This window comes from Vibrio fluvialis, from assembly GCF_900460245.1.
Classification (GTDB): domain Bacteria; phylum Pseudomonadota; class Gammaproteobacteria; order Enterobacterales; family Vibrionaceae; genus Vibrio; species Vibrio fluvialis.
This window is the reverse complement of record NZ_UHIP01000001.1, coordinates 2,743,488-2,768,214: the sequence shown is the minus strand read 5'-3', so window position 1 is coordinate 2,768,214 and position 24,727 is coordinate 2,743,488. Positions and strand designations below refer to the sequence as shown.

General features: G+C 48.7%; 19 protein-coding genes and 4 tRNA genes. 19 read left to right on the top strand and 4 right to left on the bottom strand.

The features are described from left to right. The first annotated feature begins 14 nt into the window (after positions 1–14). Both murB and birA read left to right on the top strand, forming a co-directional pair. Complete coding sequence (murB, locus tag DYA43_RS13050) at positions 15–1,058, top strand: UDP-N-acetylmuramate dehydrogenase (RefSeq protein ID WP_061056959.1); 1,044 nt, start codon at positions 15–17, stop codon at positions 1,056–1,058. Continuing rightward, positions 1,055–2,017, top strand: coding sequence for a bifunctional biotin--[acetyl-CoA-carboxylase] ligase/biotin operon repressor BirA (gene birA / locus DYA43_RS13045; protein ID WP_024374525.1), 963 nt, complete (start codon positions 1,055–1,057; stop codon positions 2,015–2,017). Before murB ends, birA begins: the two co-directional genes overlap by 4 nt. A gap of 34 nt (positions 2,018–2,051) precedes the next feature. Here birA and coaA read toward each other — a convergent pair whose 3' ends face one another. After that, positions 2,052–2,975: a type I pantothenate kinase gene (coaA, locus tag DYA43_RS13040; protein ID WP_024374524.1), complete on the bottom strand. Its 924-nt coding sequence runs from the start codon at positions 2,973–2,975 to the stop codon at positions 2,052–2,054. A gap of 207 nt (positions 2,976–3,182) precedes the next feature. On the opposite strand from coaA, the gene DYA43_RS13035 reads away from it, so the two are divergent. The 13 genes from DYA43_RS13035 (at position 3,183) to rpoC (ending at position 17,115) form a co-directional block, all read left to right on the top strand. Then, positions 3,183–3,258, top strand: a tRNA-Thr gene (locus DYA43_RS13035). 45 nt (positions 3,259–3,303) lie between these two features. Beyond that, positions 3,304–3,388: transfer RNA gene (locus DYA43_RS13030), tRNA-Tyr, on the top strand. Positions 3,389–3,423: 35 nt separating this feature from the next. After that, a tRNA-Gly gene (locus tag DYA43_RS13025) sits at positions 3,424–3,498 on the top strand. A 13-nt stretch (positions 3,499–3,511) separates the two neighbouring features. Continuing rightward, a tRNA-Thr gene (locus DYA43_RS13020) sits at positions 3,512–3,587 on the top strand. A gap of 105 nt (positions 3,588–3,692) precedes the next feature. Next, positions 3,693–4,877 (top strand): elongation factor Tu, encoded by a 1,185-nt coding sequence (tuf, locus tag DYA43_RS13015; RefSeq protein WP_020332747.1) that lies wholly within the window; start codon positions 3,693–3,695, stop codon positions 4,875–4,877. A gap of 248 nt (positions 4,878–5,125) precedes the next feature. Continuing rightward, positions 5,126–5,506 carry a preprotein translocase subunit SecE gene (gene secE / locus DYA43_RS13005; RefSeq protein WP_020332599.1) on the top strand — a complete coding sequence of 127 codons (381 nt, stop codon included), beginning with the start codon at positions 5,126–5,128 and terminating at the stop codon, positions 5,504–5,506. Positions 5,507–5,518: 12 nt separating this feature from the next. Continuing rightward, a complete protein-coding gene (nusG, locus tag DYA43_RS13000; RefSeq protein ID WP_020332600.1) occupies positions 5,519–6,067 on the top strand; it encodes a transcription termination/antitermination protein NusG in 549 nt (182 codons plus the stop codon). A gap of 144 nt (positions 6,068–6,211) precedes the next feature. Next, the gene (rplK, locus tag DYA43_RS12995) at positions 6,212–6,640 is read left to right on the top strand and encodes a 50S ribosomal protein L11 (RefSeq protein ID WP_020332601.1); all 429 of its coding nucleotides are present in this window, start codon (positions 6,212–6,214) and stop codon (positions 6,638–6,640) included. Positions 6,641–6,644: 4 nt separating this feature from the next. Further along, complete coding sequence (gene rplA, locus DYA43_RS12990) at positions 6,645–7,346, top strand: 50S ribosomal protein L1 (RefSeq protein WP_020332602.1); 702 nt, start codon at positions 6,645–6,647, stop codon at positions 7,344–7,346. A gap of 282 nt (positions 7,347–7,628) precedes the next feature. Beyond that, a complete protein-coding gene (rplJ, locus tag DYA43_RS12985) occupies positions 7,629–8,123 on the top strand; it encodes a 50S ribosomal protein L10 (protein WP_020332603.1) in 495 nt (164 codons plus the stop codon). Between the two features lie 59 nt (positions 8,124–8,182). After that, positions 8,183–8,551 (top strand): 50S ribosomal protein L7/L12, encoded by a 369-nt coding sequence (gene rplL / locus DYA43_RS12980; protein ID WP_020332604.1) that lies wholly within the window; start codon positions 8,183–8,185, stop codon positions 8,549–8,551. Positions 8,552–8,781: 230 nt separating this feature from the next. Continuing rightward, positions 8,782–12,810, top strand: a complete 4,029-nt coding sequence (gene rpoB, locus DYA43_RS12975; RefSeq protein ID WP_020332605.1) for a DNA-directed RNA polymerase subunit beta — start codon at positions 8,782–8,784, stop codon at positions 12,808–12,810. A 102-nt stretch (positions 12,811–12,912) separates the two neighbouring features. Then, positions 12,913–17,115, top strand: coding sequence for a DNA-directed RNA polymerase subunit beta' (gene rpoC, locus DYA43_RS12970; RefSeq protein WP_020332607.1), 4,203 nt, complete (start codon positions 12,913–12,915; stop codon positions 17,113–17,115). Between the two features lie 94 nt (positions 17,116–17,209). On the opposite strand, the gene DYA43_RS12965 is transcribed toward rpoC, so the two are convergent. Then, a complete protein-coding gene (locus tag DYA43_RS12965; protein WP_032080022.1) occupies positions 17,210–17,704 on the bottom strand; it encodes an Rsd/AlgQ family anti-sigma factor in 495 nt (164 codons plus the stop codon). A 176-nt stretch (positions 17,705–17,880) separates the two neighbouring features. On the opposite strand from DYA43_RS12965, the gene nudC reads away from it, so the two are divergent. The 4 genes from nudC to DYA43_RS12945 all read left to right on the top strand — a co-directional run bounded on the left by nudC (position 17,881) and on the right by DYA43_RS12945 (position 21,766). Next, positions 17,881–18,666 (top strand): NAD(+) diphosphatase, encoded by a 786-nt coding sequence (gene nudC / locus DYA43_RS12960; RefSeq protein ID WP_061056958.1) that lies wholly within the window; start codon positions 17,881–17,883, stop codon positions 18,664–18,666. Positions 18,667–18,917: 251 nt separating this feature from the next. Further along, positions 18,918–19,985 carry a uroporphyrinogen decarboxylase gene (gene hemE / locus DYA43_RS12955; protein WP_020332611.1) on the top strand — a complete coding sequence of 356 codons (1,068 nt, stop codon included), beginning with the start codon at positions 18,918–18,920 and terminating at the stop codon, positions 19,983–19,985. Between the two features lie 95 nt (positions 19,986–20,080). Further along, complete coding sequence (locus tag DYA43_RS12950; RefSeq protein WP_020332612.1) at positions 20,081–20,716, top strand: TetR/AcrR family transcriptional regulator; 636 nt, start codon at positions 20,081–20,083, stop codon at positions 20,714–20,716. A 93-nt stretch (positions 20,717–20,809) separates the two neighbouring features. Next, the gene (locus tag DYA43_RS12945) at positions 20,810–21,766 is read left to right on the top strand and encodes a hypothetical protein (protein WP_061056957.1); all 957 of its coding nucleotides are present in this window, start codon (positions 20,810–20,812) and stop codon (positions 21,764–21,766) included. Between the two features lie 50 nt (positions 21,767–21,816). Here DYA43_RS12945 and DYA43_RS12940 read toward each other — a convergent pair whose 3' ends face one another. Then, positions 21,817–22,953, bottom strand: a complete 1,137-nt coding sequence (locus DYA43_RS12940; RefSeq protein WP_061057244.1) for a murein hydrolase activator EnvC family protein — start codon at positions 22,951–22,953, stop codon at positions 21,817–21,819. 169 nt (positions 22,954–23,122) lie between these two features. Then, entirely contained in the window at positions 23,123–24,655 is a 1,533-nt protein-coding gene (gpmM, locus tag DYA43_RS12935; RefSeq protein WP_024374077.1) for a 2,3-bisphosphoglycerate-independent phosphoglycerate mutase, read from the bottom strand. Between the last annotated feature and the right edge of the window lie 72 nt (positions 24,656–24,727).

The following is a 24,727-nucleotide window of genomic DNA, read 5'->3' as shown; positions in this document are numbered from 1 at the left end:
ATTCAAAGAATCTCATGCAATTACATCTCGACGCGAACTTAAAGCCCTATCATACGTTTGGTATCGAACAGTCGTGCAAGGCGCTGGCGATCATTGGATCGGTGGATGATCTGGTGCAACTCTATAAAGATGAGCGTTGGCAAGGCTCACCTAAACTGATGCTGGGTAAGGGCAGTAATATGCTGTTTACTGAACCTTATCAGGGGTTGGTCATGGTGAATAACATTACAGGTATCGAACACCGTGAAGATGAACATCATCACTACCTGCATGTAAACGGAGGCGAAGATTGGCCAGCCTTAGTTACCTGGTGTATGAACCAGCAGTTCTATGGTATGGAGAATCTCGCTCTCATTCCTGGTTGCGCGGGGTCTGCTCCCATTCAGAATATCGGCGCGTATGGAGTCGAGTTTCAGGATATCTGCCAGTATGTGGACTACCTGTGTCTGGAAAGCTTTTCCATCAAGCGTCTTAGCGCGCAAGAGTGCCAGTTTGGTTATCGAGACTCCATTTTTAAACACCAGCTGTATGGTAAAGCGATTGTTGTCGCTGTCGGACTCGTGCTGAAAAAGCACTGGCAAGCGGTAGCCTCTTACGGCCCTTTGCAGGCATTAGGTGAGAGTTGCTCGCCAGAAGAGATCTATCACACAGTATGTCGTACTCGTATGGACAAGTTGCCTGACCCTTCTGTCACTGGTAATGCGGGGAGCTTTTTTAAGAACCCTGTGATTGCAGAGGAACACTACGCGAAACTCAAACAAACGTATCCAGAGATGGTGGCTTATCCGGCAGCAGGCGGTGTGAAAGTGGCGGCGGGCTGGCTTATTGATAGCGCGGGTTTAAAAGGTGTGAGTGTGGGAGGCGCGCAAGTTCATCCCAAACAAGCCTTGGTTCTGATAAATACCGGCCATGCTACGTCACGAGATGTCGTTGAGCTGGCTGCGTTAGTGCGAGAACGAGTCGAAGAGAAATACAGCATTCGCCTTGAACATGAAGTGCGCTTTATGGGCGCAATTCAGGAAACTTATTTAACTACCCTAATGGAGCAAGCAGAGTGAAAGAGCATAGTGTGAAACTGACGTTATTAAAGACATTGTCGGATGGTGCTTTTCATTCTGGTGAATCGCTTGGCGCGCAGTTAGGCATGACCCGTGCCGCGATCAGCAAACACATTCAAGGCATTCAGGAATGGGGCGTGGACGTATTTCGCGTACAAGGCAAAGGCTACCAGTTGGCTCAGCCACTGCATATGTTGGATGAAGCGTTGATTCAAGCTCAAGTGAACAATCTGGTTGAACTGCATCCTATTATTGGTTCAACCAATCAGTATCTGCTGGACAATGTGGATACGCTGGCATCTGGTACGGTCTGCCTGGCTGAGTATCAGGCAAGTGGCCGTGGCCGCCGTGGCCGCCACTGGGTTTCCCCATTTGGCGCTAACCTCTATTTTTCCATGTATTGGCGACTAGACGCTGGTATCGCTGCGGCAATGGGACTGAGTTTGGTCGTGGGTGTCGCGATTGTGGAAGCGTTGGAAAAGATGGGGCTGGAAGGCGTCAAATTGAAATGGCCAAACGATCTGTATTACCAAGATCGCAAACTTGCCGGGATTCTGGTGGAGTTGTCTGGTCAAGCCGGCGCGGCTGCCCATTTAGTGATTGGTATGGGGATGAACCTCATTATGCAGGATCGTGAATCCAACATCGATCAGCCGTGGGCGAGTTTGTCTCAGGTGATCGGTCAGGATCATGTCGATCGTAACCAACTAGCGGTTGCCTTCATTCAGGCACTGGATCAGGCACTGCGCGACTATGAGCTACATGGAATGCAGGACTTTGTCGAACGTTGGAATCGATTGGACAACTTTATTGGCCGTAAAGTGCGACTGATCATGGGCGCCAATGAGATTACCGGTATTGAACGGGGCATCGATGCGCATGGTGGCGTCTTGCTGGAAATGGAAGATGGGATAAAGAGCTTTATCGGTGGCGAAATTTCGTTACGTAAAGGCGAATAAAAAAGAGGCTCAGGCCTCTTTTTTATTGCCGATACTACTTTCTCAGCAGCACTTCTTCGACCGTATGATTGAGGCTTTTACGCAGAATCAGTTGCGCGCGCTCTTTGGTCGGCAAAATGTTCTGTTGCAGGTTTTTGCCGTTGATGTTGTGCCAAATCTCTTTCGCCTTGGCGACGGCCTCTTCTTCGCTCAATTGAGTGTAGTGGCTGAAATACGATCCCGGCTTCATAAAAGCACCTTGGCGAAACTTCATGAAACGTTCCACATACCACTTCTCGATCATCGTGCTGTCGGCATCGACATAAATAGAGAAGTCGAGAAAGTCAGAGATAAACACACGATGCGGATCATGTGGGTAGTCCATGCCACTTTGCAGCACATTCAGACCTTCAATGATCAATACGTCCGGGCGATCGACCACTTTAACTTCCGGCGTAATGTCGTAAGTTAGATGCGAGTAGATCGGGGCTTCCACATGTGGCTCGCCAGCTTTCACGTCCGAGACAAACTGGACCAGACGGCGCATGTCATAGGATTCAGGGAACCCCTTTTTATGCATGATGTCGCGTTCGTTCAGAATGCGGTTCGGGTACAGAAAACCATCGGTGGTAATCAACTCGACTTTCGGATGGTTTTCCCAACGTGATAGCAGCGCTTTGAGCAGACGAGCAGTGGTGCTTTTCCCGACGGCGACACTGCCGGCAATACCAATCACAAAAGGTGGTGCTTTTTCGGTGTTACCCAAAAACTGATTCAGCACTGAGTTACGGCTCTGCCTGGCGGCGACATACAAATTCAACAACCTGGCGAGCGGCAGATAGATCTCTATCGCTTCTTTGATGGTTAGGTTTTCATTGATGCCTTGCAGCTCTTGAAGGTCCGTTTCCGACAACGTCATAGGCACAGAATTTCTCAACTCTGCCCACTGATGACGAGCAAAAGACAAGTACGGGCTCATAAAATGCTCAATCGTATAATTAGAATAAGAGAAGGGAACATACAATATGGCGCTGATAATGCAAATGAGAAAGATGACAGAATTAGCGATTGAACCTAAATTCGGGTGAAAAATCATCGAATAAACAAAAACGTGCCAAATTTGGATTTTTTTTAGCTTTAAGGGTTGCAAGCTAAGAAATCATTCAATAGAATGCGCTCCACTTATGCCGACTTAGCTCAGTAGGTAGAGCAACTGACTTGTAATCAGTAGGTCACCAGTTCGATTCCGGTAGTCGGCACCACTTTCCTTAGGAGTAAAACTCCAAGACGTATAGTGGATAAAATTTGGAGGGGTTCCCGAGTGGCCAAAGGGAGCAGACTGTAAATCTGCCGGCTCCGCCTTCGATGGTTCGAATCCGTCCCCCTCCACCATATTCTAAAGGAAATAGCTCTCAGAGTTACGTGTTGCGGGCATCGTATAATGGCTATTACCTCAGCCTTCCAAGCTGATGATGCGGGTTCGATTCCCGCTGCCCGCTCCACTCATTCAAGAGTGCTGATATAGCTCAGGCGGTAGAGCGCATCCTTGGTAAGGATGAGGTCGGCAGTTCGAATCTGCCTATCAGCACCAGCTCTAAGCAAAGTTTTCCTTTTGATATATACTTTACTACCGGTAATTTTTGGTTGCGTGGTCATAAATTAAAGCCACCTATATCCGTACCTAGAGGGACAACTCATGTCTAAAGAAAAATTTGAACGTACGAAACCGCACGTAAACGTTGGTACTATCGGCCACGTTGACCACGGTAAAACAACTCTAACTGCAGCAATCTGTACTACTCTGTCTAAAGTATACGGCGGTGCAGCACGTGACTTCGCGTCAATCGACAACGCTCCAGAAGAGCGCGAGCGCGGTATCACAATCTCTACTTCTCACGTAGAGTACGACACTCCAAGCCGTCACTACGCACACGTAGACTGCCCAGGACACGCTGACTATGTTAAAAACATGATCACTGGTGCTGCGCAAATGGACGGTGGTATCCTAGTTGTTGCTGCAACAGATGGTCCAATGCCACAAACTCGTGAGCACATCCTACTAGGCCGTCAGGTTGGTATTCCTTACATCATCGTATTCATGAACAAATGTGACATGGTTGACGATGAAGAGCTGCTAGAACTAGTAGAAATGGAAGTTCGTGAACTTCTGTCTGAATACGATTTCCCAGGTGATGACCTACCAGTTATCCAAGGTTCTGCACTAGGCGCGCTAAACGGCGAAGCACAGTGGGAAGAGAAAATCCTTGAGCTGGCTAAAGCACTGGACGAGTACATTCCAGAGCCAGAGCGTGCAGTAGACATGCCGTTCCTGATGCCAATCGAAGACGTATTCTCAATCCAAGGCCGTGGTACAGTAGTAACTGGCCGTATCGAGCGCGGTATCCTACGTGTAGGTGATGAAGTAGCAATCGTTGGTATCCACGAGACTACAACCACTACATGTACTGGTGTAGAAATGTTCCGTAAACTGCTGGACGAAGGTCGTGCAGGTGAGAACGTTGGTGCGCTACTACGTGGTACTAAGCGTGATGAAGTAGAACGTGGTCAAGTACTGGCTAAACCAGGTTCAATCACTCCACACACTAAGTTCGAATCAGAAGTATACGTACTGTCTAAAGATGAAGGTGGTCGTCACACTCCATTCTTCAAAGGTTACCGTCCACAGTTCTACTTCCGTACAACTGACGTAACAGGCAACATCGAACTGCCAGCAGGCGTAGAGATGGTAATGCCAGGCGACAACATTCAAATGATTGTTGAACTGATCGCTCCAATCGCAATGGACGAAGGTCTACGCTTCGCGATCCGTGAAGGTGGCCGTACAGTTGGTGCTGGTGTTGTTGCTAAGATCATCGCTTAATCACAGATTCTGTGAAGAATGATTTGACTACGCAGTAGCAAAGAGGGCATCATTTGATGCCCTTTTTCTGCGCTGTAGTTTTTTGTGCTGATTTATTAATCGAATCGCACTCAGCAAGGAATTCCGGGGCTGAGAGTTCCTCTTGGTCTTGAACGATCGATCGACACTTTTTAGTGTTGATGGAATGGATTTGCCCTGCAACAGCGGGGTTGTTGTCGTCTATAGTAAGACTTGTGACAGGTTGGTTTATGAAAGCAAACAATGCTGAGACTCCTGATAGCTCAAGTGCAGCGGATACATTGAAGTGGATCGTCACTTTTGTACTGCTAGCTGCCGCTGTTGTGGGTAATTACCTGTATGGTGAATTGTCTGTAGTGATTCGCGCTGCAGGTGTGATTGTGTTGATTGCTGCTGCGCTTGGCGTTGCTGCAACCACATCAAAAGGTAAAGCCGCGATTATTTTTGCACGCGAATCTCGTATGGAAGTTCGCAAAGTTGTTTGGCCTACGCGTCAGGAAACAATGCAAACGACATTGATCGTGTTAGCTGTAAGTATTGTAATGGCTCTAGTGCTTTGGGGCATTGACGGCATTATGGTTCGTCTTGTTGCCTTTGCAACTGGGGTATAGAGGGTTTAATACATGAGTGAAGCTCCAAAAAAACGCTGGTATGTAGTTCAAGCCTTCTCGGGATTTGAAGGTCGTGTCGCCCAGTCACTTCGTGAACATATCAAAATGCATGGCATGGAAGAGTTGTTCGGTGAAGTTCTGGTTCCAACTGAAGAAGTTGTAGAAATGCGCGCCGGTCAACGCCGCAAAAGCGAACGTAAATTCTTCCCTGGTTACGTGTTAGTGCAAATGATCATGAATGATGAATCATGGCACTTGGTACGTAGCGTTCCTCGTGTAATGGGCTTCATTGGTGGTACCTCTGATCGTCCTGCACCTATCACAGATAAAGAAGCTGACGCTATTCTGAACCGTCTTGAGAAAGCGAGCGAAGCTCCACGTCCTAAGACTATGTTCGAAGCGGGCGAAGTGGTACGTGTTAACGAAGGTCCGTTTGCTGACTTCAACGGTACTGTTGAAGAAGTGGATTATGAGAAGAGCCGTCTGAAAGTGTCTGTATCGATCTTTGGTCGTGCAACACCGGTTGAGCTTGAATTTGGTCAGGTTGATAAACTTGATTAAAAAAACAGCTTTGTAGGCTTGTTTAAGGCGCGAAATCTGACTATAATTTCGCGCCTTTTTACTTCTGTCGAAGTGAAAAGTTTTTTGCTCTAACGGGGAGCTGATCAGTAGATTAGCGTTTGAACCCACAATCTAGGAAATATCATGGCTAAGAAAGTTGAAGCTTATATCAAGCTGCAAGTTGCAGCGGGTATGGCTAACCCAAGTCCACCAGTTGGTCCTGCTCTAGGTCAACGTGGTGTGAACATCATGGAATTCTGTAAAGCGTTCAACGCACGTACAGAGTCTATGGAGAAAGGTCTACCTACTCCAGTTGTTATCACTGTATACAGCGACCGTTCTTTCACTTTTGAAACTAAGACTCCACCTGCAGCAGTTCTTCTGAAGAAAGCAGCTGGTATCAAGTCTGGTTCAGGTCGTCCAAACACTGATAAAGTGGGCACAATCACTGACGCTCAAATCCAAGAAATCGCAGAAACTAAAGCTGCTGACATGACTGGTGCTGATATCGAAGCAATGAAGCGTTCTATCGCAGGTACTGCTCGTTCAATGGGCCTAGTGGTTGAGGGTTAAGACAATGGCAAAACTAACTAAGCGCATGCGTACTATCCGCGAAAAAGTGGATGTAACTAAAGAGTACGACATCAACGAAGCTGTTGCTCTTCTGAAAGAACTTGCAACTGCAAAATTCGTAGAATCTGTTGACGTTGCTGTTAACCTAGGTATCGACGCTCGTAAATCTGACCAAAACGTTCGCGGTGCAACTGTACTGCCACACGGTACTGGTCGTGATATCCGCGTTGCTGTATTCACTCAAGGTGCTAACGCTGAAGCTGCGAAAGAAGCTGGCGCTGACCTAGTGGGTATGGAAGATCTTGCTGAGCAAGTTAAGAAAGGCGAAATGAACTTCGACGTAGTTATCGCATCTCCAGATGCAATGCGCGTTGTAGGTCAACTAGGTACTATCCTAGGTCCTCGCGGTCTTATGCCAAACCCTAAAGTTGGTACTGTAACTCCTAACGTTGCTGAAGCGGTTAAGAACGCTAAAGCAGGTCAGGTTCGTTACCGTAATGACAAGAACGGCATCATCCACACTACCATTGGTAAGGTGTCTTTCGAAACTGAACAACTTAAAGAGAACCTAGAAGCTCTGCTAGTTGCTCTGAAGAAAGCAAAACCTTCTTCTGCGAAAGGTACTTTCGTGAAGAAAGTAAGCATCTCTACTACTATGGGTGCTGGCGTTGCTGTTGATCAGGCTACTCTGACTGCTCAAGTATAATGCATTTGCTTAGGCGTGAAATTTGTGTATAATTTCGCGCCTAATATTTGTGGTTGGGGCTGATAGTTCATTCCTCGAATGAGTGTTCAGTCTCCGTCCAAGACCGTAGGCGTTATCACTTGATAACTTAATGCAACCTACGTAGATGGTGCCCGAACCTGACAGAAAGATTTCATTTTTTATTTTAAAGAATGGGTTAACTTTCTTCTGGGACTGCACCTAATAATCTCTCACTGTTGTGATAATAGTGAGTGGTGTAACGACAACCAGGAGTAATCCAAGATGGCTTTAAATCTTCAAGACAAAAAAGCAATTGTCGCTGAAGTCAACGAAGCGGCCAGTGGTGCACTTTCTGCAGTTGTAGCTGACTCTCGTGGTGTACAAGTTGCTGCGATGACAACTCTACGTAAACAAGCTCGCGAAGCGGGTGTTTACCTACGTGTTGTTCGTAACACACTAGCACGTCGCGCAGTAGAAGGCACAGCTTACGAATGTCTACAAGACGTATTCGTAGGTCCTACTTTGATCGGCTTCTCTAACGAGCACCCAGGTGCTGCAGCGCGTCTTTTCAAAGACTTCGCTAAAGAGAACAAAGCGTTTGAGATCAAAGCAGCTGCATATGAAGGCGCACTGACTGACGTTGAAGTACTAGCGACGCTACCAACTTACGACGAAGCAATCGCACGTCTGATGATGTGCATGAAAGAAGCTTCTGCTGCTAAGCTGGCTCGCACTATCGCTGCTATCCGTGACCAAAAAGAAGCTGCTGCGGCTTAATTGCCTTGCTTTTTACTGGTTGCAAAATAAACTTATTGTTGACTTAAAAGAGAATTGTTATGTCTATTACTAACGAGCAAATCCTAGACGCTATTGCAGAAATGACTGTAATGCAAGTTGTTGAACTGATCTCTGCAATGGAAGAGAAATTCGGTGTTACTGCTGCTGCTGCAGTTGTAGCTGGTGGTGCTGCTGCAGGCGCTGCTGTTGAAGAGCAAACTGAATTCGACGTAATCCTAGCTTCTGCTGGCGCGAACAAAGTTTCTGTAATCAAAGCAGTACGTGGCGCAACTGGCCTAGGTCTGAAAGAAGCTAAAGCTCTAGTTGACGGCGCTCCAGCTGCTCTGAAAGAAGCTGTATCTAAAGAAGAAGCTGAAGCACTGAAGAAAGAGCTTGAAGAAGCTGGTGCAACTGTTGAAGTTAAGTAATAATTACTTAATTTCTTAGCCGTAAGGCTAATGGCTGGTGGTTTATTGACCACCGGCCTTTTTGCGCTGTAGGGTATGAGCGAATTTTCCCGCTGTTTAAGCGTCTCATATCCTTGCAAAAAACGTCTCATTCTAACGTAATGAGCCGTCACTACAGTAAACAGCGATTTAGTCACTGTCCCCTTTTCAGCGGACAGTTTGGGTCACTTATCAGCGAGCTGAGGAACCCCATGGTTTACTCTTATACCGAGAAAAAGCGCATCCGTAAGGACTTTGGTACTCGTCCACAAGTGTTGGACATTCCATACCTGCTATCGATCCAGCTCGATTCGTTCGAAAAATTCATCGAACAGGATCCTGAAGGACAATACGGTCTTGAAGCCGCTTTTCGTTCTGTGTTTCCAATCCAGAGCTACAACGGCAATTCAGAGCTGCAATACGTTAGCTACCGTCTTGGTGAGCCAGTTTTTGACGTTAAAGAATGTCAAATCCGTGGTGTAACTTATTCAAAACCGCTACGCGTGAAACTGCGCCTAGTGATCTTTGATAAAGACGCGCCAGCAGGTACTGTCAAAGATATTAAAGAACAAGAAGTCTACATGGGTGAAATTCCACTCATGACAGATAATGGTACCTTTGTAATCAATGGTACCGAGAGGGTTATCGTATCCCAGCTGCACCGAAGCCCAGGCGTGTTCTTCGACAGCGATAAGGGTAAGACCCATTCTTCAGGTAAAGTGCTTTACAACGCACGTATCATCCCGTACCGCGGCTCTTGGTTGGATTTCGAATTCGACCCTAAAGATAACCTGTACGTACGTATTGACCGTCGTCGTAAGCTACCTGCATCTATTATCCTGCGTGCGCTGGGTAAGACGACTGAAGAAATCCTCGACATCTTCTTCGAGAAAATTAATTTCGAAGTCAAAGACCAGACTCTGATGATGGAGTTGGTCCCTGAGCGTCTACGCGGTGAAACTGCGTCTTTCGATATCGAAGCAGACGGTAAGGTTTATGTTGAGAAAGGTCGTCGCGTAACGGCTCGTCATATCCGTCAACTTGAAAAAGATGACGTGAGCTTTATCGAAGTACCAGTTGAGTACATCGTAGGCAAAGTTTCTTCTAAAGATTACATCAACGAAGCAACTGGCGAGATCATCGTTGCAGCGAACCAGGAAATTAGCCTTGAATCGCTGGCGAACCTGTCACAAGCAGGTTACAAAAAACTAGAAGTTCTGTTTACGAACGATCTAGACCACGGTCCGTTCATGTCTGAAACCCTGCGTATCGACAGTTCGAATGACCGTATTTCAGCGCTGGTAGAAATCTACCGTATGATGCGCCCTGGCGAGCCGCCAACAAAAGAAGCGGCTGAAGCCCTATTTGAAAGCCTATTCTTCTCTGAAGAACGCTACGACCTGTCTACGGTAGGCCGTATGAAGTTCAACAGCTCTATCGAGCGTGCAGACGCGGAAGAGCAAGGCACTCTTGACGAAACAGACATCGTCGAAGTGATGAAGAAGCTGATCGCGATCCGTAACGGTAAAGGCGAAGTGGACGATATCGACCACCTTGGCAACCGTCGTATCCGTTCTGTTGGCGAAATGGCAGAGAACCAATTCCGTGTTGGTCTTGTACGTGTTGAACGCGCAGTGAAGGAACGCCTAAGCCTTGGCGATCTGGACAACGTGATGCCACAAGATCTGATCAACGCGAAACCAATTTCTGCTGCTGTTAAAGAATTCTTCGGTTCTTCACAGCTGTCTCAGTTTATGGACCAGAACAACCCGTTGTCAGAAGTTACGCACAAACGTCGTATCTCTGCATTAGGTCCTGGCGGTCTGACTCGTGAGCGTGCTGGCTTCGAAGTACGTGACGTACACGTAACTCACTACGGTCGTCTATGTCCTATCGAAACGCCTGAAGGTCCGAACATCGGTCTGATCAACTCGCTGTCTGCGTTTGCACGCTGCAACGAGTACGGTTTCCTAGAAACCCCATACCGTCGCGTTGTAGATGGCGTTGTTACGGATGAAGTGGATTACCTGTCAGCTATCGAAGAAGGTCAATTCGTTATCGCACAGGCGAACGCGAAACTGACTGAAGAAGGTGGCTTTGCTGATGAGCTGGTTACAGCACGTCAAAAAGGTGAATCTGGTCTTCACCCACGTGAACACGTTAACTACATGGACGTTGCAACGAACCAGGTTGTATCGATCGCAGCATCGCTGATTCCATTCCTGGAACACGATGACGCGAACCGTGCATTGATGGGTGCGAACATGCAACGTCAAGCAGTACCAACGCTGAAAGCTGAGAAGCCTTTCGTTGGTACCGGTATTGAACGTAACGTAGCGGTAGACTCAGGCGTAACTGCAGTCGCGAAACGCGGCGGTATGATTCAGTCTGTAGACGCATCACGTATCGTAGTTAAGGTTAATGAAGAAGAGTTGATTCCTGGCGAAGCGGGTATCGATATCTACAACCTGACTAAATACACCCGTTCTAACCAGAACACTTGTATCAACCAGCGTCCATGTGTGATGCCGGGTGAACCTGTGGCTCGCGGTGACGTACTGGCTGACGGTCCATCAACTGACCTTGGTGAACTGGCGCTTGGTCAAAACATGCGTATCGCGTTCATGCCTTGGAACGGTTACAACTTCGAAGACTCGATCCTGGTTTCTGAACGTGTTGTTCAAGATGACCGTTTCACAACTATCCACATTCAAGAACTGTCTTGTGTGGCTCGTGATACTAAGCTGGGTGCAGAAGAGATCACTGCGGATATTCCAAACGTAGGTGAAGCTGCGCTGTCTAAGCTGGATGAGTCAGGTATCGTTTACATCGGTGCTGAAGTGAAGGGTGGCGACATCCTGGTTGGTAAAGTAACGCCGAAAGGCGAAACCCAACTGACACCTGAAGAGAAGCTGCTACGCGCTATCTTCGGTGAGAAAGCATCGGACGTTAAAGATACTTCTCTGCGTGTACCTAACTCTGTTGCGGGTACGGTTATCGACGTTCAAGTCTTCACTCGCGATGGCGTAGAGAAAGACAAACGTGCGCTTGAAATCGAACAGATGCAGCTGAAAGAAGCGAAGAAAGACCTGACTGAAGAGTTCCAGATTCTGGAAGGCGGTCTGCTTGCTCGTGTTCGTTCTCTGCTGATCACTGGCGGTTATAGCGAAGCGAAGCTGGACTCTATCGATCGTAAGAAATGGCTAGAACAGACGCTAGAAAACGACGAACTGCAAACTCAGCTAGAGCAAATGGCTGAGCAGTACGACGAGCTGAAAGCGGAATTCGATAAGAAATTCGAAACCAAGCGTCGCAAGATCACCCAAGGTGATGACCTTGCACCTGGCGTTCTGAAGATCGTTAAAGTGTACCTGGCAGTGAAACGTCGCATCCAACCGGGTGATAAGATGGCGGGTCGTCATGGTAACAAGGGTGTAATCTCTAAGATCAACCCTGTTGAAGACATGCCATACGATGAGAAAGGCCAACCGGTCGACATCGTACTGAACCCACTGGGTGTACCTTCACGTATGAACATCGGTCAGATCCTAGAAGTTCACTTAGGTCTGGCTGCGAAAGGTATCGGCGACAAGATCAACCAGATGATCAAGGAACAACAAGAGCTGGCTAAGCTGCGTGAGTTCCTGCAGAAGGTTTACGATCTGGGCGAAACTCGTCAACAAGTCGACATTGCGGCTCTGTCTGATGAGGAAGTACGTACACTGGCAAATAACCTGCGCGCAGGTCTGCCAATCGCGACTCCAGTCTTTGATGGTGCGAACGAAGCGTCAATCAAAGAGCTACTGAAACTGGGTGATCTGCCAGAATCTGGCCAGCTGACTCTGTTTGATGGCCGTACTGGTGATGCGTTTGAGCGTCCGGTAACTGTAGGTTACATGTACATGCTGAAACTGAACCACTTGGTTGATGACAAGATGCACGCTCGTTCAACAGGTTCTTACAGCCTAGTAACTCAGCAACCACTTGGTGGTAAAGCTCAGTTCGGTGGTCAGCGTTTCGGTGAGATGGAAGTATGGGCACTGGAAGCATACGGTGCTGCTTACACCCTACAAGAAATGCTAACCGTTAAGTCGGATGACGTTAACGGCCGTACGAAGATGTATAAGAACATCGTTGACGGAAACCACGCGATGGAACCTGGTATGCCAGAATCGTTCAACGTACTGTTGAAAGAGATTCGCTCGCTGGGTATCAACATCGAGCTAGAAGACGAAGAGTAAACCTTAAGGTTCCCCATTCGGGGAGCCTAACCGGTTTTCTGGTAGGAAGGAGCTCGCTAGTTCACGCGGCGAGTTCCTTTTAACTCCTTACAGGAGCTGATTGTGAAAGACTTATTAAACTTTCTAAAAGCACAGCATAAGACCGAAGAATTTGATGCAATCAAAATCGGTCTGTCTTCACCTGACATGATTCGTTCATGGTCATTTGGTGAAGTGAAAAAACCTGAGACCATCAACTATCGTACGTTCAAACCTGAACGCGATGGTCTTTTCTGTGCGCGTATTTTTGGCCCGGTAAAAGACTACGAATGTCTTTGTGGCAAATATAAGCGTCTGAAACACCGTGGTGTTATCTGTGAGAAGTGTGGCGTTGAAGTAACGCAAACTAAAGTTCGTCGTGACCGTATGGGCCACATCGAGCTGGCTTCTCCAGTTGCTCACATCTGGTTCCTAAAATCACTGCCGTCTCGTATCGGTCTGTTGATGGATATGCCACTGCGCGACATCGAACGTGTTCTTTACTTCGAAATGTACGTGGTGACTGAACCAGGCATGACTGACCTGGAACGTGGTCAGATGCTGACTGAAGAAGAGTATCTGGATCGCCTGGAAGAGTGGGGCGACGAGTTCACTGCGAAAATGGGTGCAGAAGCGATCAAAGATCTGCTGTCATCTATGGATCTGCTGGCTGAAGCTGAGCAGATGCGCGAAGAGCTGGATACGACTAACTCAGAAACTAAGCGTAAGAAAGTTACGAAGCGCCTGAAACTGGTTGAAGCATTCGTTGCATCAGGTAACAAACCTGAGTGGATGATTCTGACTGTACTTCCGGTACTTCCGCCAGATCTACGTCCTCTGGTACCACTAGATGGCGGTCGCTTTGCGACTTCAGATCTGAACGATCTATACCGTCGTGTGATTAACCGTAACAACCGTCTGAAACGCCTTCTAGAGCTTGCTGCTCCGGACATCATCGTACGCAACGAAAAACGTATGCTACAAGAGTCTGTTGATGCGCTTCTGGATAACGGTCGTCGCGGTCGCGCGATCACAGGTTCGAACAAGCGTCCTCTGAAATCTCTTGCTGATATGATCAAGGGTAAACAAGGTCGTTTCCGTCAGAACCTGCTAGGTAAACGTGTAGACTACTCAGGCCGTTCTGTAATCACAGTTGGTCCTTACCTGCGTCTGCACCAGTGTGGTCTTCCTAAGAAGATGGCACTTGAGCTGTTCAAACCATTCATCTACAGCAAGCTGGAAACTCGTGGCCTGGCGACGACGATCAAAGCTGCGAAGAAAATGGTAGAGCGTGAAGAAGCAGTTGTATGGGATATCTTGGATGAAGTTATCCGTGAACACCCAGTGCTACTTAACCGTGCACCAACTCTTCACCGTCTAGGTATTCAGGCGTTTGAACCTGTACTGATCGAAGGTAAAGCGATTCAGCTACACCCACTTGTGTGTGCGGCGTACAACGCGGACTTCGATGGTGACCAAATGGCGGTACACGTGCCTCTGACTCTGGAAGCACAGCTAGAAGCTCGTACTCTGATGATGTCGACAAACAACATTCTGTCGCCAGCGTCAGGTGATCCGATCATCGTACCTTCTCAGGACGTTGTATTGGGTCTGTACTACATGACTCGTGAGAAGATCAACGCGAAAGGTGAAGGTATGTACCTGGCCGGCCCAGCTGAGGCTGAGAAGGCTTACCGCACTAAGACTGCGGCACTGCACGCACGCGTTAAAGTTCGTATCACTGAAACAGTGGTTGATGAAGACGGTAATCGCACAACTGAGACCAAGATGGTGGATACCACTGTTGGTCGTGCAATGCTGTGGCAAATCGTACCGAAAGGTCTGCCATTCAGCATCGTGAACCAGAAGCTAGGTAAGAAACAAATTTCTAACCTGCTGAACGAGGCGTACCGCAAACTGGGTCTGAAAGACACCGTTATCTTCGCTGACCAAATCATGTACACCGGTTTCGCTTACGCGGCACTGTCAGGTGTTTCTGTTGGTATCGACGATATGGTTGTACCACCTGCGAAATACACTGAAATCTCCGAAGCGGAAGAAGAAGTACGTGAAATCCAGGAACAGTTCCAGTCTGGTCTGGTAACTGCCGGTGAACGCTATAACAAAGTGATCGATATTTGGGCATCAACCAACGATCGCGTAGCGAAAGCGATGATGGAGAACCTGTCGTCTGAAATGGTGATTAACCGTGACGGCGAAGAAGAGAAACAAGAGTCGTTCAACAGCATCTACATGATGGCTGACTCAGGTGCTCGTGGTTCCGCAGCTCAGATTCGTCAGCTTGCTGGTATGCGTGGTCTGATGGCTCGTCCAGATGGTTCGATCATCGAGACGCCAATCACTGCGAACTTTAAAGAAGGTCTGAACGTACTACAGTACTTTATCTCAACGCACGGTGCTCGTAAGGGTCTGGCGGATACGGCACTGAAGACAGCGAACTCAGGTTACCTAACACGTCGTCTAGTAGACGTTGCTCAAGACGTTGTCGTTTATGAGCACGACTGTGGCACCCAAGAGGGTGTAGACATGATGCCTCACATCGAGGGTGGTGACGTTAAAGTTCCACTGACTGAGCTTGCTCTGGGTCGTGTGGTTGCTGAAGACATTCTGAAACCAGGTACAGAAGAAGTGCTTGTTCCTCGTAACACGCTTCTGGATGAGAAATGGTGTCAGATTCTAAACGACAACTCTGTTGACCGTATTAAAGTACGTTCAGTGGTAACCTGTGACGCAGACTTCGGTTGTTGTGCACTGTGTTACGGTCGTGACCTGGCTCGTGGTCATCTGGTTAACCAAGGTGAAGCTGTGGGTGTTATCGCGGCTCAGTCAATCGGTGAACCTGGTACACAGCTGACGATGCGTACGTTCCACATCGGTGGTGCGGCATCAACAGCAGCAGCAGAAAACAGCATCCAAGCGAAGAACAAGGGTTCTGTTAAACTGCACAACGCGAAATTCGTAATCAACAAAGATGGCAAACTGGTAATCACTTCTCGTGCTTCTGAACTGACCATCATTGACGAATTTGGCCGTACCAAAGAGAAACACAAACTGCCATACGGCTCTTTGCTGAGCAAAGCAGACAACGATGCAGTAGATGCGGGCGAAACCGTAGCTAACTGGGAAGCGCACACCATGCCAATCATCACTGAAGTAGCAGGTCGCATCCAGTTCGTTGACATGATCGATGGCGTTACCGTTTCTCGCCAGACTGATGACCTGACTGGTCTGTCTTCAAGTGAAGTAACAGATGCAGCGGCTCGTCCAGCAGCAGGTAAAGATATGCGTCCAGCTATCAAACTTGTGGATGAGAAAGGTAATGACGTACTGATCCCTGGTACTGATATGCCAGCACAGTACTTCCTGCCTGGTAAAGCGATCGTGAACATCGACGATGGCGCTGAAGTGAATGTGGGTGACACACTGGCTCGTATTCCTCAGAAATCTGGCGGTAACAAGGACATCACCGGTGGTCTACCACGCGTAGCAGACCTGTTCGAAGCACGTAAGCCTAAAGAGCCTGCGATTCTTGCTGAGTACACAGGTACTGTAAGCTTCGGTAAAGAGACCAAAGGTAAGCGTCGTCTGATCATCACTCGCGACAGCGGTGAAACTTACGAAGAGATGATTCCTAAGCACCGTCAGCTGAACGTGTTTGAAGGTGAGCGCATCGAACGTGGTGATGTAATCGCAGATGGTCCAGAATCTCCACATGACATTCTGCGCCTACGTGGTATCCATGCTGTAACGACTTACATCGCGAACGAAGTTCAGGAAGTTTACCGTCTGCAAGGCGTTAAGATTAACGATAAGCACATTGAGACTATCGTTCGTCAGATGCTACGTAAGTGTACTATTACTCATGCAGGTGACTCTGAGTTCCTGCCAGGTGAGCAAGTAGAATACTCACAAGTGAAGATTGCGAACCGTAATCTGGAAGCAGAAGGTAAAGAACCAGCACGTTTTGAGCGTGAACTACTGGGTATTACGAAAGCGTCTCTGGCAACAGAATCGTTCATCTCAGCCGCATCGTTCCAAGAAACGACTCGCGTACTGACTGAAGCAGCGGTTTCTGGTAAGCGTGATGACCTACGTGGTCTGAAAGAGAACGTTATCGTGGGTCGTCTGATCCCGGCTGGTACTGGTTTTGCGTACCACCAAGATCGTCAATCTAAGCGTGAAGCTCAGAAAGATGGTCCTTCTGCGGAACAGGCTACTGACAACCTGGCAGCTCTGCTAAACGCAGGCTTCTCAGCTGACGAGTAATCGTTCTGATAGCAAAAAGGCACCTTAGGGTGCCTTTTTTATTGCCTGCTATTTGCGCTGGTGGTTTTCGTTGACGGCGACTCAGTCTACTACGTTAAGCGCCCGGCGGAATCGCGAGGCTGTCTGCGATCAGTTGAATCAGACCATCTTCGGTTTCAAAGCGTGACTCCAGCAGCTCGCCGACTTGCGACAAATCGTCATCCAGTGTCTCCAGATCATCCTCTTCGTGAATCGCAGCATACTGATCAGTGAAGTTCAGTAGCGGATCGGTCGTTTCGATGATCTGTGCGTATGCCCGGTTAATTTCATCCGTTGCCTGAAAGCCAGTGGCATGCCATTTGTTCATGACCATGTCATAGATTTTAAAATGACCTTCAGAGATGTAATCGACGAGCTCCTGACAGAAATACTGTAGCTCTTTCGGGGAAGGGAGTTCGGTGACAGCGGCTTTGGTTGCGCAGGGTTGCAGCGCAGCGAGTTTACAGTATTCAACGATCAGATGCTGGCGCTTATCCAGCCAATGATCAATAACATCACTCGAGCCACCCCATTGTTCTTGCGTTCTTTTGAATTTTTTTAGCATGACCATGCCCTCATGATCCGATCATTCAACGATGATCTTTCCTTTGCACGTCTGTTGTAGTGGTACAGCACAACTCATTGTCCTTACTAGAATTTATAGATTTAAAATCAAATCTGTACAAACTCTGGTATGAATTTAGATTGCCAGTAAAATGAACGAACTGCAAGCAAACAGGAGTTGGCATGTTAAAAAACAGTGACACAAAATCCGCTTATTGGTGCGTCGTTTCAGGCAGTGAGATCTGGACCGTTGACGGAGCACTCCCTTTTGGCCGGGGTGAGCAGTGGGATCTGCCCGTAGATGCCGCGATCAAAATCGATCATCATCAGGGCGCGCCAGTGTATTGGGTCAATGCCTCGGAGCTGGATCGCGATCTTGAACTGACGTCACTGCGTGATTTGCTGCATCTGCCGGAACCCCTGTTTTTGATGGCGAGCAAGGCTATTCAGTATGGCCATATGAGCCAAAGCTTGCGTTTTTGCCCACAGTGTGGGGGACGCAATTATCTCAACCATCGCGATTTAGCGATGCAGTGCCATGACTGTCGTACTTTGCATTATCCGCGTATTTTCCCGTGCATTATTGTCGCGGTGCGTAAGGGCAACGAGATTTTGCTGGCTCAGCATCCGCGCCATCGTGGTGGCATGTATACTGTGATTGCAGGCTTTCTGGAAGTCGGAGAAACGCTCGAGCAATGCGTAGCACGCGAAATCAAAGAAGAAACGGGCATTGATGTGACCAACATTCGTTACTTCGGCAGCCAGCCCTGGGCTTTTCCATCGAGCATGATGATGGGCTTCTTGGCGGATTACGCAGGTGGCGATATTAAACCGGATTATTCTGAATTGAGCGATGCACAGTGGTTTACTCCCGAAACCATGCCACCTGTTGCGCCAGAAGGCACCATCGCCCGGGCATTGATTGAACGAACTCTGGAAGATATTCGTCTCACGCCGTCCAAGGGATAAAAAAAACCCTCCGATTAGGGAGGGGGTAAGTAAGATGTCGTTATGAGATGCTGAGTACTGAATACTCAGTTTATAATTGTAGTTTTCGCTAGCGAACAAATTTGTAACATCGAAAAAGATTGTACGCAAATTAAGCATTGATTTAAAAGTTAATAACTTGATCTGGGTTGCAAAGCTCTCCGCTCCTGAGGGCAAATCAGTGCTAGAATACGCCCCAAACTAATAAGCCTAGAAAAGAAGTGGAATACGGAATGACTGAATTAAAAAACGACCGCTATCTACGCGCTCTGCTCAAGCAGCCTGTTGATTGCACGCCAGTATGGATGATGCGTCAGGCTGGACGTTATCTGCCAGAATACCGTGCCACGCGCGCTCAGGCGGGCGACTTTATGTCTCTGTGTAAAAACGCTGAGTTGGCCTCTGAAGTGACTTTACAGCCACTGCGCCGTTTTCCACTCGATGCCGCGATTCTGTTCTCTGACATCCTGACTATTCCTGATGCGATGGGACTCGGGCTGCGCTTTGCCGCTGGTGAAGGTCCGGTGTTTGACCGCCCAATCACGTGCAAGGCGGACGTCGACAAGATTGGCCTGCCGGATCCGGAAGGTGAACTGCAGTACGTTATGAATGCTGTGCGTCAGATTCGCAAAGATCTGCAAGGCGAAGTGCCGCTGATTGGTTTCTCTGGCAGCCCTTGGACACTGGCAACCTATATGGTTGAAGGTGGCAGCTCTAAGGCATTCACCAAGATTAAAAAGATGATGTACGCTGAGCCTGCGACTTTGCATCTGCTCTTGGATAAGCTGGCGGACAGCGTGATTGAATACCTTAACGCGCAAATCAAAGCTGGCGCGCAGTCTGTAATGGTATTTGATACCTGGGGCGGCGTACTGACTCCGCGTGACTACAACCTGTTCTCACTGCAATACATGCACAAGATTGTTGATGGTCTGATCCGTGAAAACGAAGGCCGCCGAGTGCCAGTGACACTGTTTACTAAAAACGGCGGGATGTGGCTGGAGCAGATTGCGGCAACCGGGTGTGATGCAGTAGGCCTGGACTGGACCATCAATATCGCCGATGCCAAAGCGCGCGTGGGTGACAAAGTGGCGCTGCAAGGCAACATGGATCCTTCTATGCTGTATGCCCCGCACGAGCGTATTCGTGAAGAAGTGGCTTCCATTCTGGACGGTTTTGGTCACGGTGGTACTGGTCACGTCTTCAACCTTGGCCATGGTATCCATCTGGATGTACCGCCAGAAAACGCGGGCGTGTTCGTCAACGCGGTCCATGAGCTATCTAAGCCATATCATAAATAAACCAATGACATCAGCGTCCGGAAACGGGCGCTTTTTTTACCATTCAATGGAGCTGTTTTATACTGCAGGTAATCAGGAAGGAATGTGAACCATTAATGAAAACAAGAGACAGAATTGTCCATGCGGCGTTAGAGCTGTTTAACGAGCATGGTGAACGCCCGATGACCACCAACCATATTGCTGCGCACATAGAGATCAGCCCCGGTAATCTCTATTATCATTTCCGCAATAAGCAGGAGATTGTGCGTGAGATATTTGCACTCTACTCAGCAGAACTGATTGAGCGCTTTACGCCGCTGCAAGGTCAGTATGAAAGCCTGACTCTGCTCAAACACTACCTCGACTCTATCTTCACCCTGATGTGGAAATACCGTTTTTTCTACGCCAATTTGCCCGAAATTCTGCAGCGGGATGAAGAGTTGCACGACGATTACATTCGCGTGCAGGAAAAACTGCAAACCAACTTAGTCAACATTATGCGTGCTTTTGTCGAGATGCAGTTGCTGGCGCTCAATGAAGATGAGATGAAAAAGCTGGTCACCACTTTGCATCTGATCGCCTGCAGCTGGCTGGCTTATCAGTCAGCGATGTCACCAAAAACTAAGATCACCGAGCAGGTGATTCATCAGGGGATGCTGCAAATCATCTCGGTGATGAAGCCGAATGCGACCGAGCAAGGGCTGGAGCAGTTACAATTGCTGGAAGATGGCGTGCGAGCGATGCATGCCTAAAAGGGATGACATATAACCTTTCATTCTTGTGCTGGTGGGCGTGAAACTGCTAATTTCTGATGTTATTACAAGGGATTAAAAGTAGCGCTCACTATGCATTACGACATATTTAATGGTGATGCCGATGGCATCATCGCACTTCTTCAACTGCGTCTGGCTAAGCCCCGAGACAGTCAGTTGATAACCGGCGTCAAACGCGACATTGAGCTTCTGGCGAATGTGACCGCCCAGCGCGGCGATTCGTTGACGGTACTGGATATCTCTATGGCAAAAAACCGGGATGCACTGTTAACCGTGTTGGCCAGCGGCGCTCAGGTATTCTATGCCGACCACCATCAGGCTGGTGACATTCCTCAGCATGAGCAGTTAGATGTGCACATCAATCTGGATGCCAATATGTGTACCGCATTGATTGTGGATACGCTGCTCGAAAGCCAGTTTCACCATTGGGCCATCACCGCAGCTTACGGAGATAACTTGCTCAGCGTTGCCGATGCTCTGGCAGCCAAGGCAGGTTTACCTCCTGAACAAGCCGAGCAGTTAAAAGAGTTGGGCACCCTGATCAACTATAACGGCTATGGTCAATCCGTCAGTGACCTACATTACCATCCCGCAGATTTGTTCCGTGCACTACTAGGCTACTCATCGCCGTTTGAGGTGATTGCTGACCCGACATCGCCTTATGCTGTACTCAAACAGGCGTACGAACAGGATATTGCTCAGGCGCTGGCCAAACCAGCTGTGTATGAGAGCCAAACACTGCGCGTATTTGCACTTGCCGATGAAGCGGCATCACACCGGGTGAGTGGGGTATATGGTAATTTGCTGGCGAATCAAAAGCCGGATCAAGCGCATGTGGTGTTGACCGTGGCAGACGATGAGAGTTATACGGTCTCGCTACGTGCCCCTTTGAGCAAAAAGCACGGCGCGGGCACGCTGTGCAGTCAGTTCACTACGGGGGGCGGTCGGGAAGCGGCAGCGGGGATCAATCGGCTGCCAAAGCAAGATTTAGCGTGCTTGATCGCCAGCGTTGAAGCGTATTACGCCTAGAAGTAACAAGGCCGCTCACAGAGCGGCCTTGTTTAAAAACAGAGGTTAGCTTAGCGGGTCAGCCAGTTACGTGGGTTTTCCGCTTTACTGTTGCGGCGGATTTCAAAGTAGAGTGCCGGGCGGGACTGACCGCCGGTATCGCCTGCCAGTGCCAGTGTTTCACCAGCAGTGACTTTATCGCCTTCTTTTTTCATCAGCGTTTGGTTGAAGCCGTACAGCGTCATATCGCCTTTACCGTGATCAAGCAAGACGACTAAGCCATAACCGCGCAGATATTCGGCAAACACCACTGTGCCGGAATAAACGGCTTTAACAGGCTGGCCGTAATTGGCATCAATCACTAAACCTTTCCAATCGATCTGACCGGTTTGTCGCTCACCAAACTGATGCAGCACCTGGCCTTTGAGTGGCCACGGCAGTTTACCGCGCTGCTGGCTGATTCCGTCCATCGGCACGGCGTTACGTTTGGCTGCTTTGGCAATTTCCGCTTTGAGGCGGGTTTCGTTGCGTTGCAGTTCTGCCAGATACACTTTGTCACCAGAAATGCTTTTCTGAATTTTGCCCAGAGTCTGACGGCGGTCAGATTGCGTCTTGGCTAATTGATCGCGCTTGCGCGTCTGTTCTTCCAGCAGTGAGGTGATCTGATCGCGCTCGAGTTGCAGTTGGCGTTCATTGTCGTTCAGAGCCTGACGCGTGGCCTCTAATTCGGCAATGGTATCGGTTCGGGCTTTGGCCAAATGTTGGTAATACTGGCTGATACGGTCTTCTTCAACACCGTTGTTGAGTAAATCGCCGCTCGCTTTGGCACGCTGAGTAATGTAGTAAGTCTGCAGCAGCTCAGCGAGTTTATCCGCCTGCTGTTTACGTTGGCTTTCCAGTGCGGCAATTTTTTGTTTCAAGCGGCCAATGTTGGCGTTGGCTTCAGCCAGTTGGTTTTTGGTCTGCTTGATCTGGTTTTCCAAACCGGAAATACCCACTTCCTGTTGTTTGAGGGCCTGTTGCAGTTGATCCAGTGTTTTCTGTTGTTGTGATAACGACTGTTGCTGGCGCGAGATTTCGCTTTTAACGCCTTTCAGCTCCTGTTGTGAGGCAGCCAAGACGCTGGACGGCAGTAATCCGGCGCTGAGACACACCAATAACAGGCTTCGGCAGAAACGCGAAGAGGGCTGGAAAGTTGATAACGTCATGTTTTTACGATAATCACGATTGGAATCACTGAGCACTCAGTATACCCAATGTGACGCATGAGGCGAGTGTGGCAGGTAAAAAGTTTGCAATTGTTCCGATGTGAACGGTAAAAAAGATAAAAAAAGCCCCGATGATATCGGGGCTTGTGCAATCGTTCGTGCGCGTGAATTACGCGAACAGAACCTGACCAGACATTTCAGCCGGGATCTCTTGATCCGTCAGTGCCAGCATGGTTGGGGCAAGGTCAGACAGTTTACCGCCCTCTTTCAGAGCAATGTCTTTGCTACCCACGTAGATCAGCGGTACTGGCAGGTTGGTGTGCGCAGTGTGCACACCGCCAGTCTCTGGGTTCACCATCATTTCCGCGTTACCGTGGTCTGCAGTGATCAGCAGTTGACCATCCACTTCTTTGATGGCTTCCACAACACGACCGATGCATTCGTCAACCGCTTCACACGCTTTAACCGCAGCTTCGTAAACGCCAGTGTGGCCTACCATGTCGCCGTTCGGGTAGTTACAGATGATCGCATCGTATTTACCTGATTTGATCGCGGCAACCAGCTTGTCAGTCAGCTCTTTAGAGCTCATTTCAGGCTGAAGATCGTAGGTCGCAACTTTTGGAGATGCCACCAGTTGACGCTCTTCACCGTCAAATTCGTTTTCAACACCGCCGTTGAAGAAGAACGTCACGTGCGCGTATTTCTCAGTTTCAGAGATACGCAGCTGAGTTTTACCTGCTTTAGACAACCATTCACCATAAGTGTTTTCTAGTGATGCTGGTGGGAAAGCAGCGGGTAGTGGAATGTCTGCTGCGTATTGAGTCAGCATAACAAAGTTCAGGGCTGGGAAGACTTTGCGCTCAAAGCCCGCGAAATCCGTCACGAAAGTGCGAGTGATTTGACGTGCACGGTCAGCACGGTAGTTCATGAACAGTACCGCGTCGCCGTCTTGCATTGCTGCAGACTCTTGACCTTCAGCACGGATTTCAGTGGCTTTTACGAACTCATCGTTTTCGTCGCGAGCGTAAGCCGCTTGCAGTGCTTCTACCGCAGAGCCGTAAGTGAATTCACCTTGCGCCGCAGTCAGTACATCGTAAGCTTTTTCAACGCGTTCCCAGTTGTTGTCACGGTCCATCGCGTAGTAACGACCAACCACAGAGGCGATACGGCCTTTACCCAGTTTCGCGAACAGTTCGTCAAAACGTTTCAGTGATGCTTCTGCGCTGCGAGGCGGAGTATCACGGCCATCCAGGAAGCAGTGCAGATAAATTTTCTCAGCGCCACGTGCTGCTGCCATTTCAACGGCTGCGTAGATGTGATCTTCGTGAGAGTGAACGCCACCCGGAGACATCAGACCCATCAGGTGTACGGCTTTGCCCGCTGCGACTGCTTGGTCGATAGCGGTAACCAGTACTGGGTTTTGTTGGAATTCGCCGTCTGAGATCGCTTTAGTGATGCGAGTCAGATCTTGATACACGATGCGACCGGCACCGATGTTAGTGTGGCCCACTTCAGAGTTACCCATTTGACCGTCAGGCAGACCTACGTCCATACCTGAAGCCGAGATAAGAGTGTGTGGGTTATTCGCCATCAGACCATCAAGAACCGGAGTGTTTGCGTTGTTGATCGCGTTGCTTGAGTTGTCTTCACGGTAACCCCATCCATCCAGGATCACCAGAGCCATAGGCTTCTTAGCTGACATAGTTATGACCTCGTCAAATTCAAAGTAACTAGAAATCGAAATTAGCGTAATTTTACTACACTTTGGTGTGCT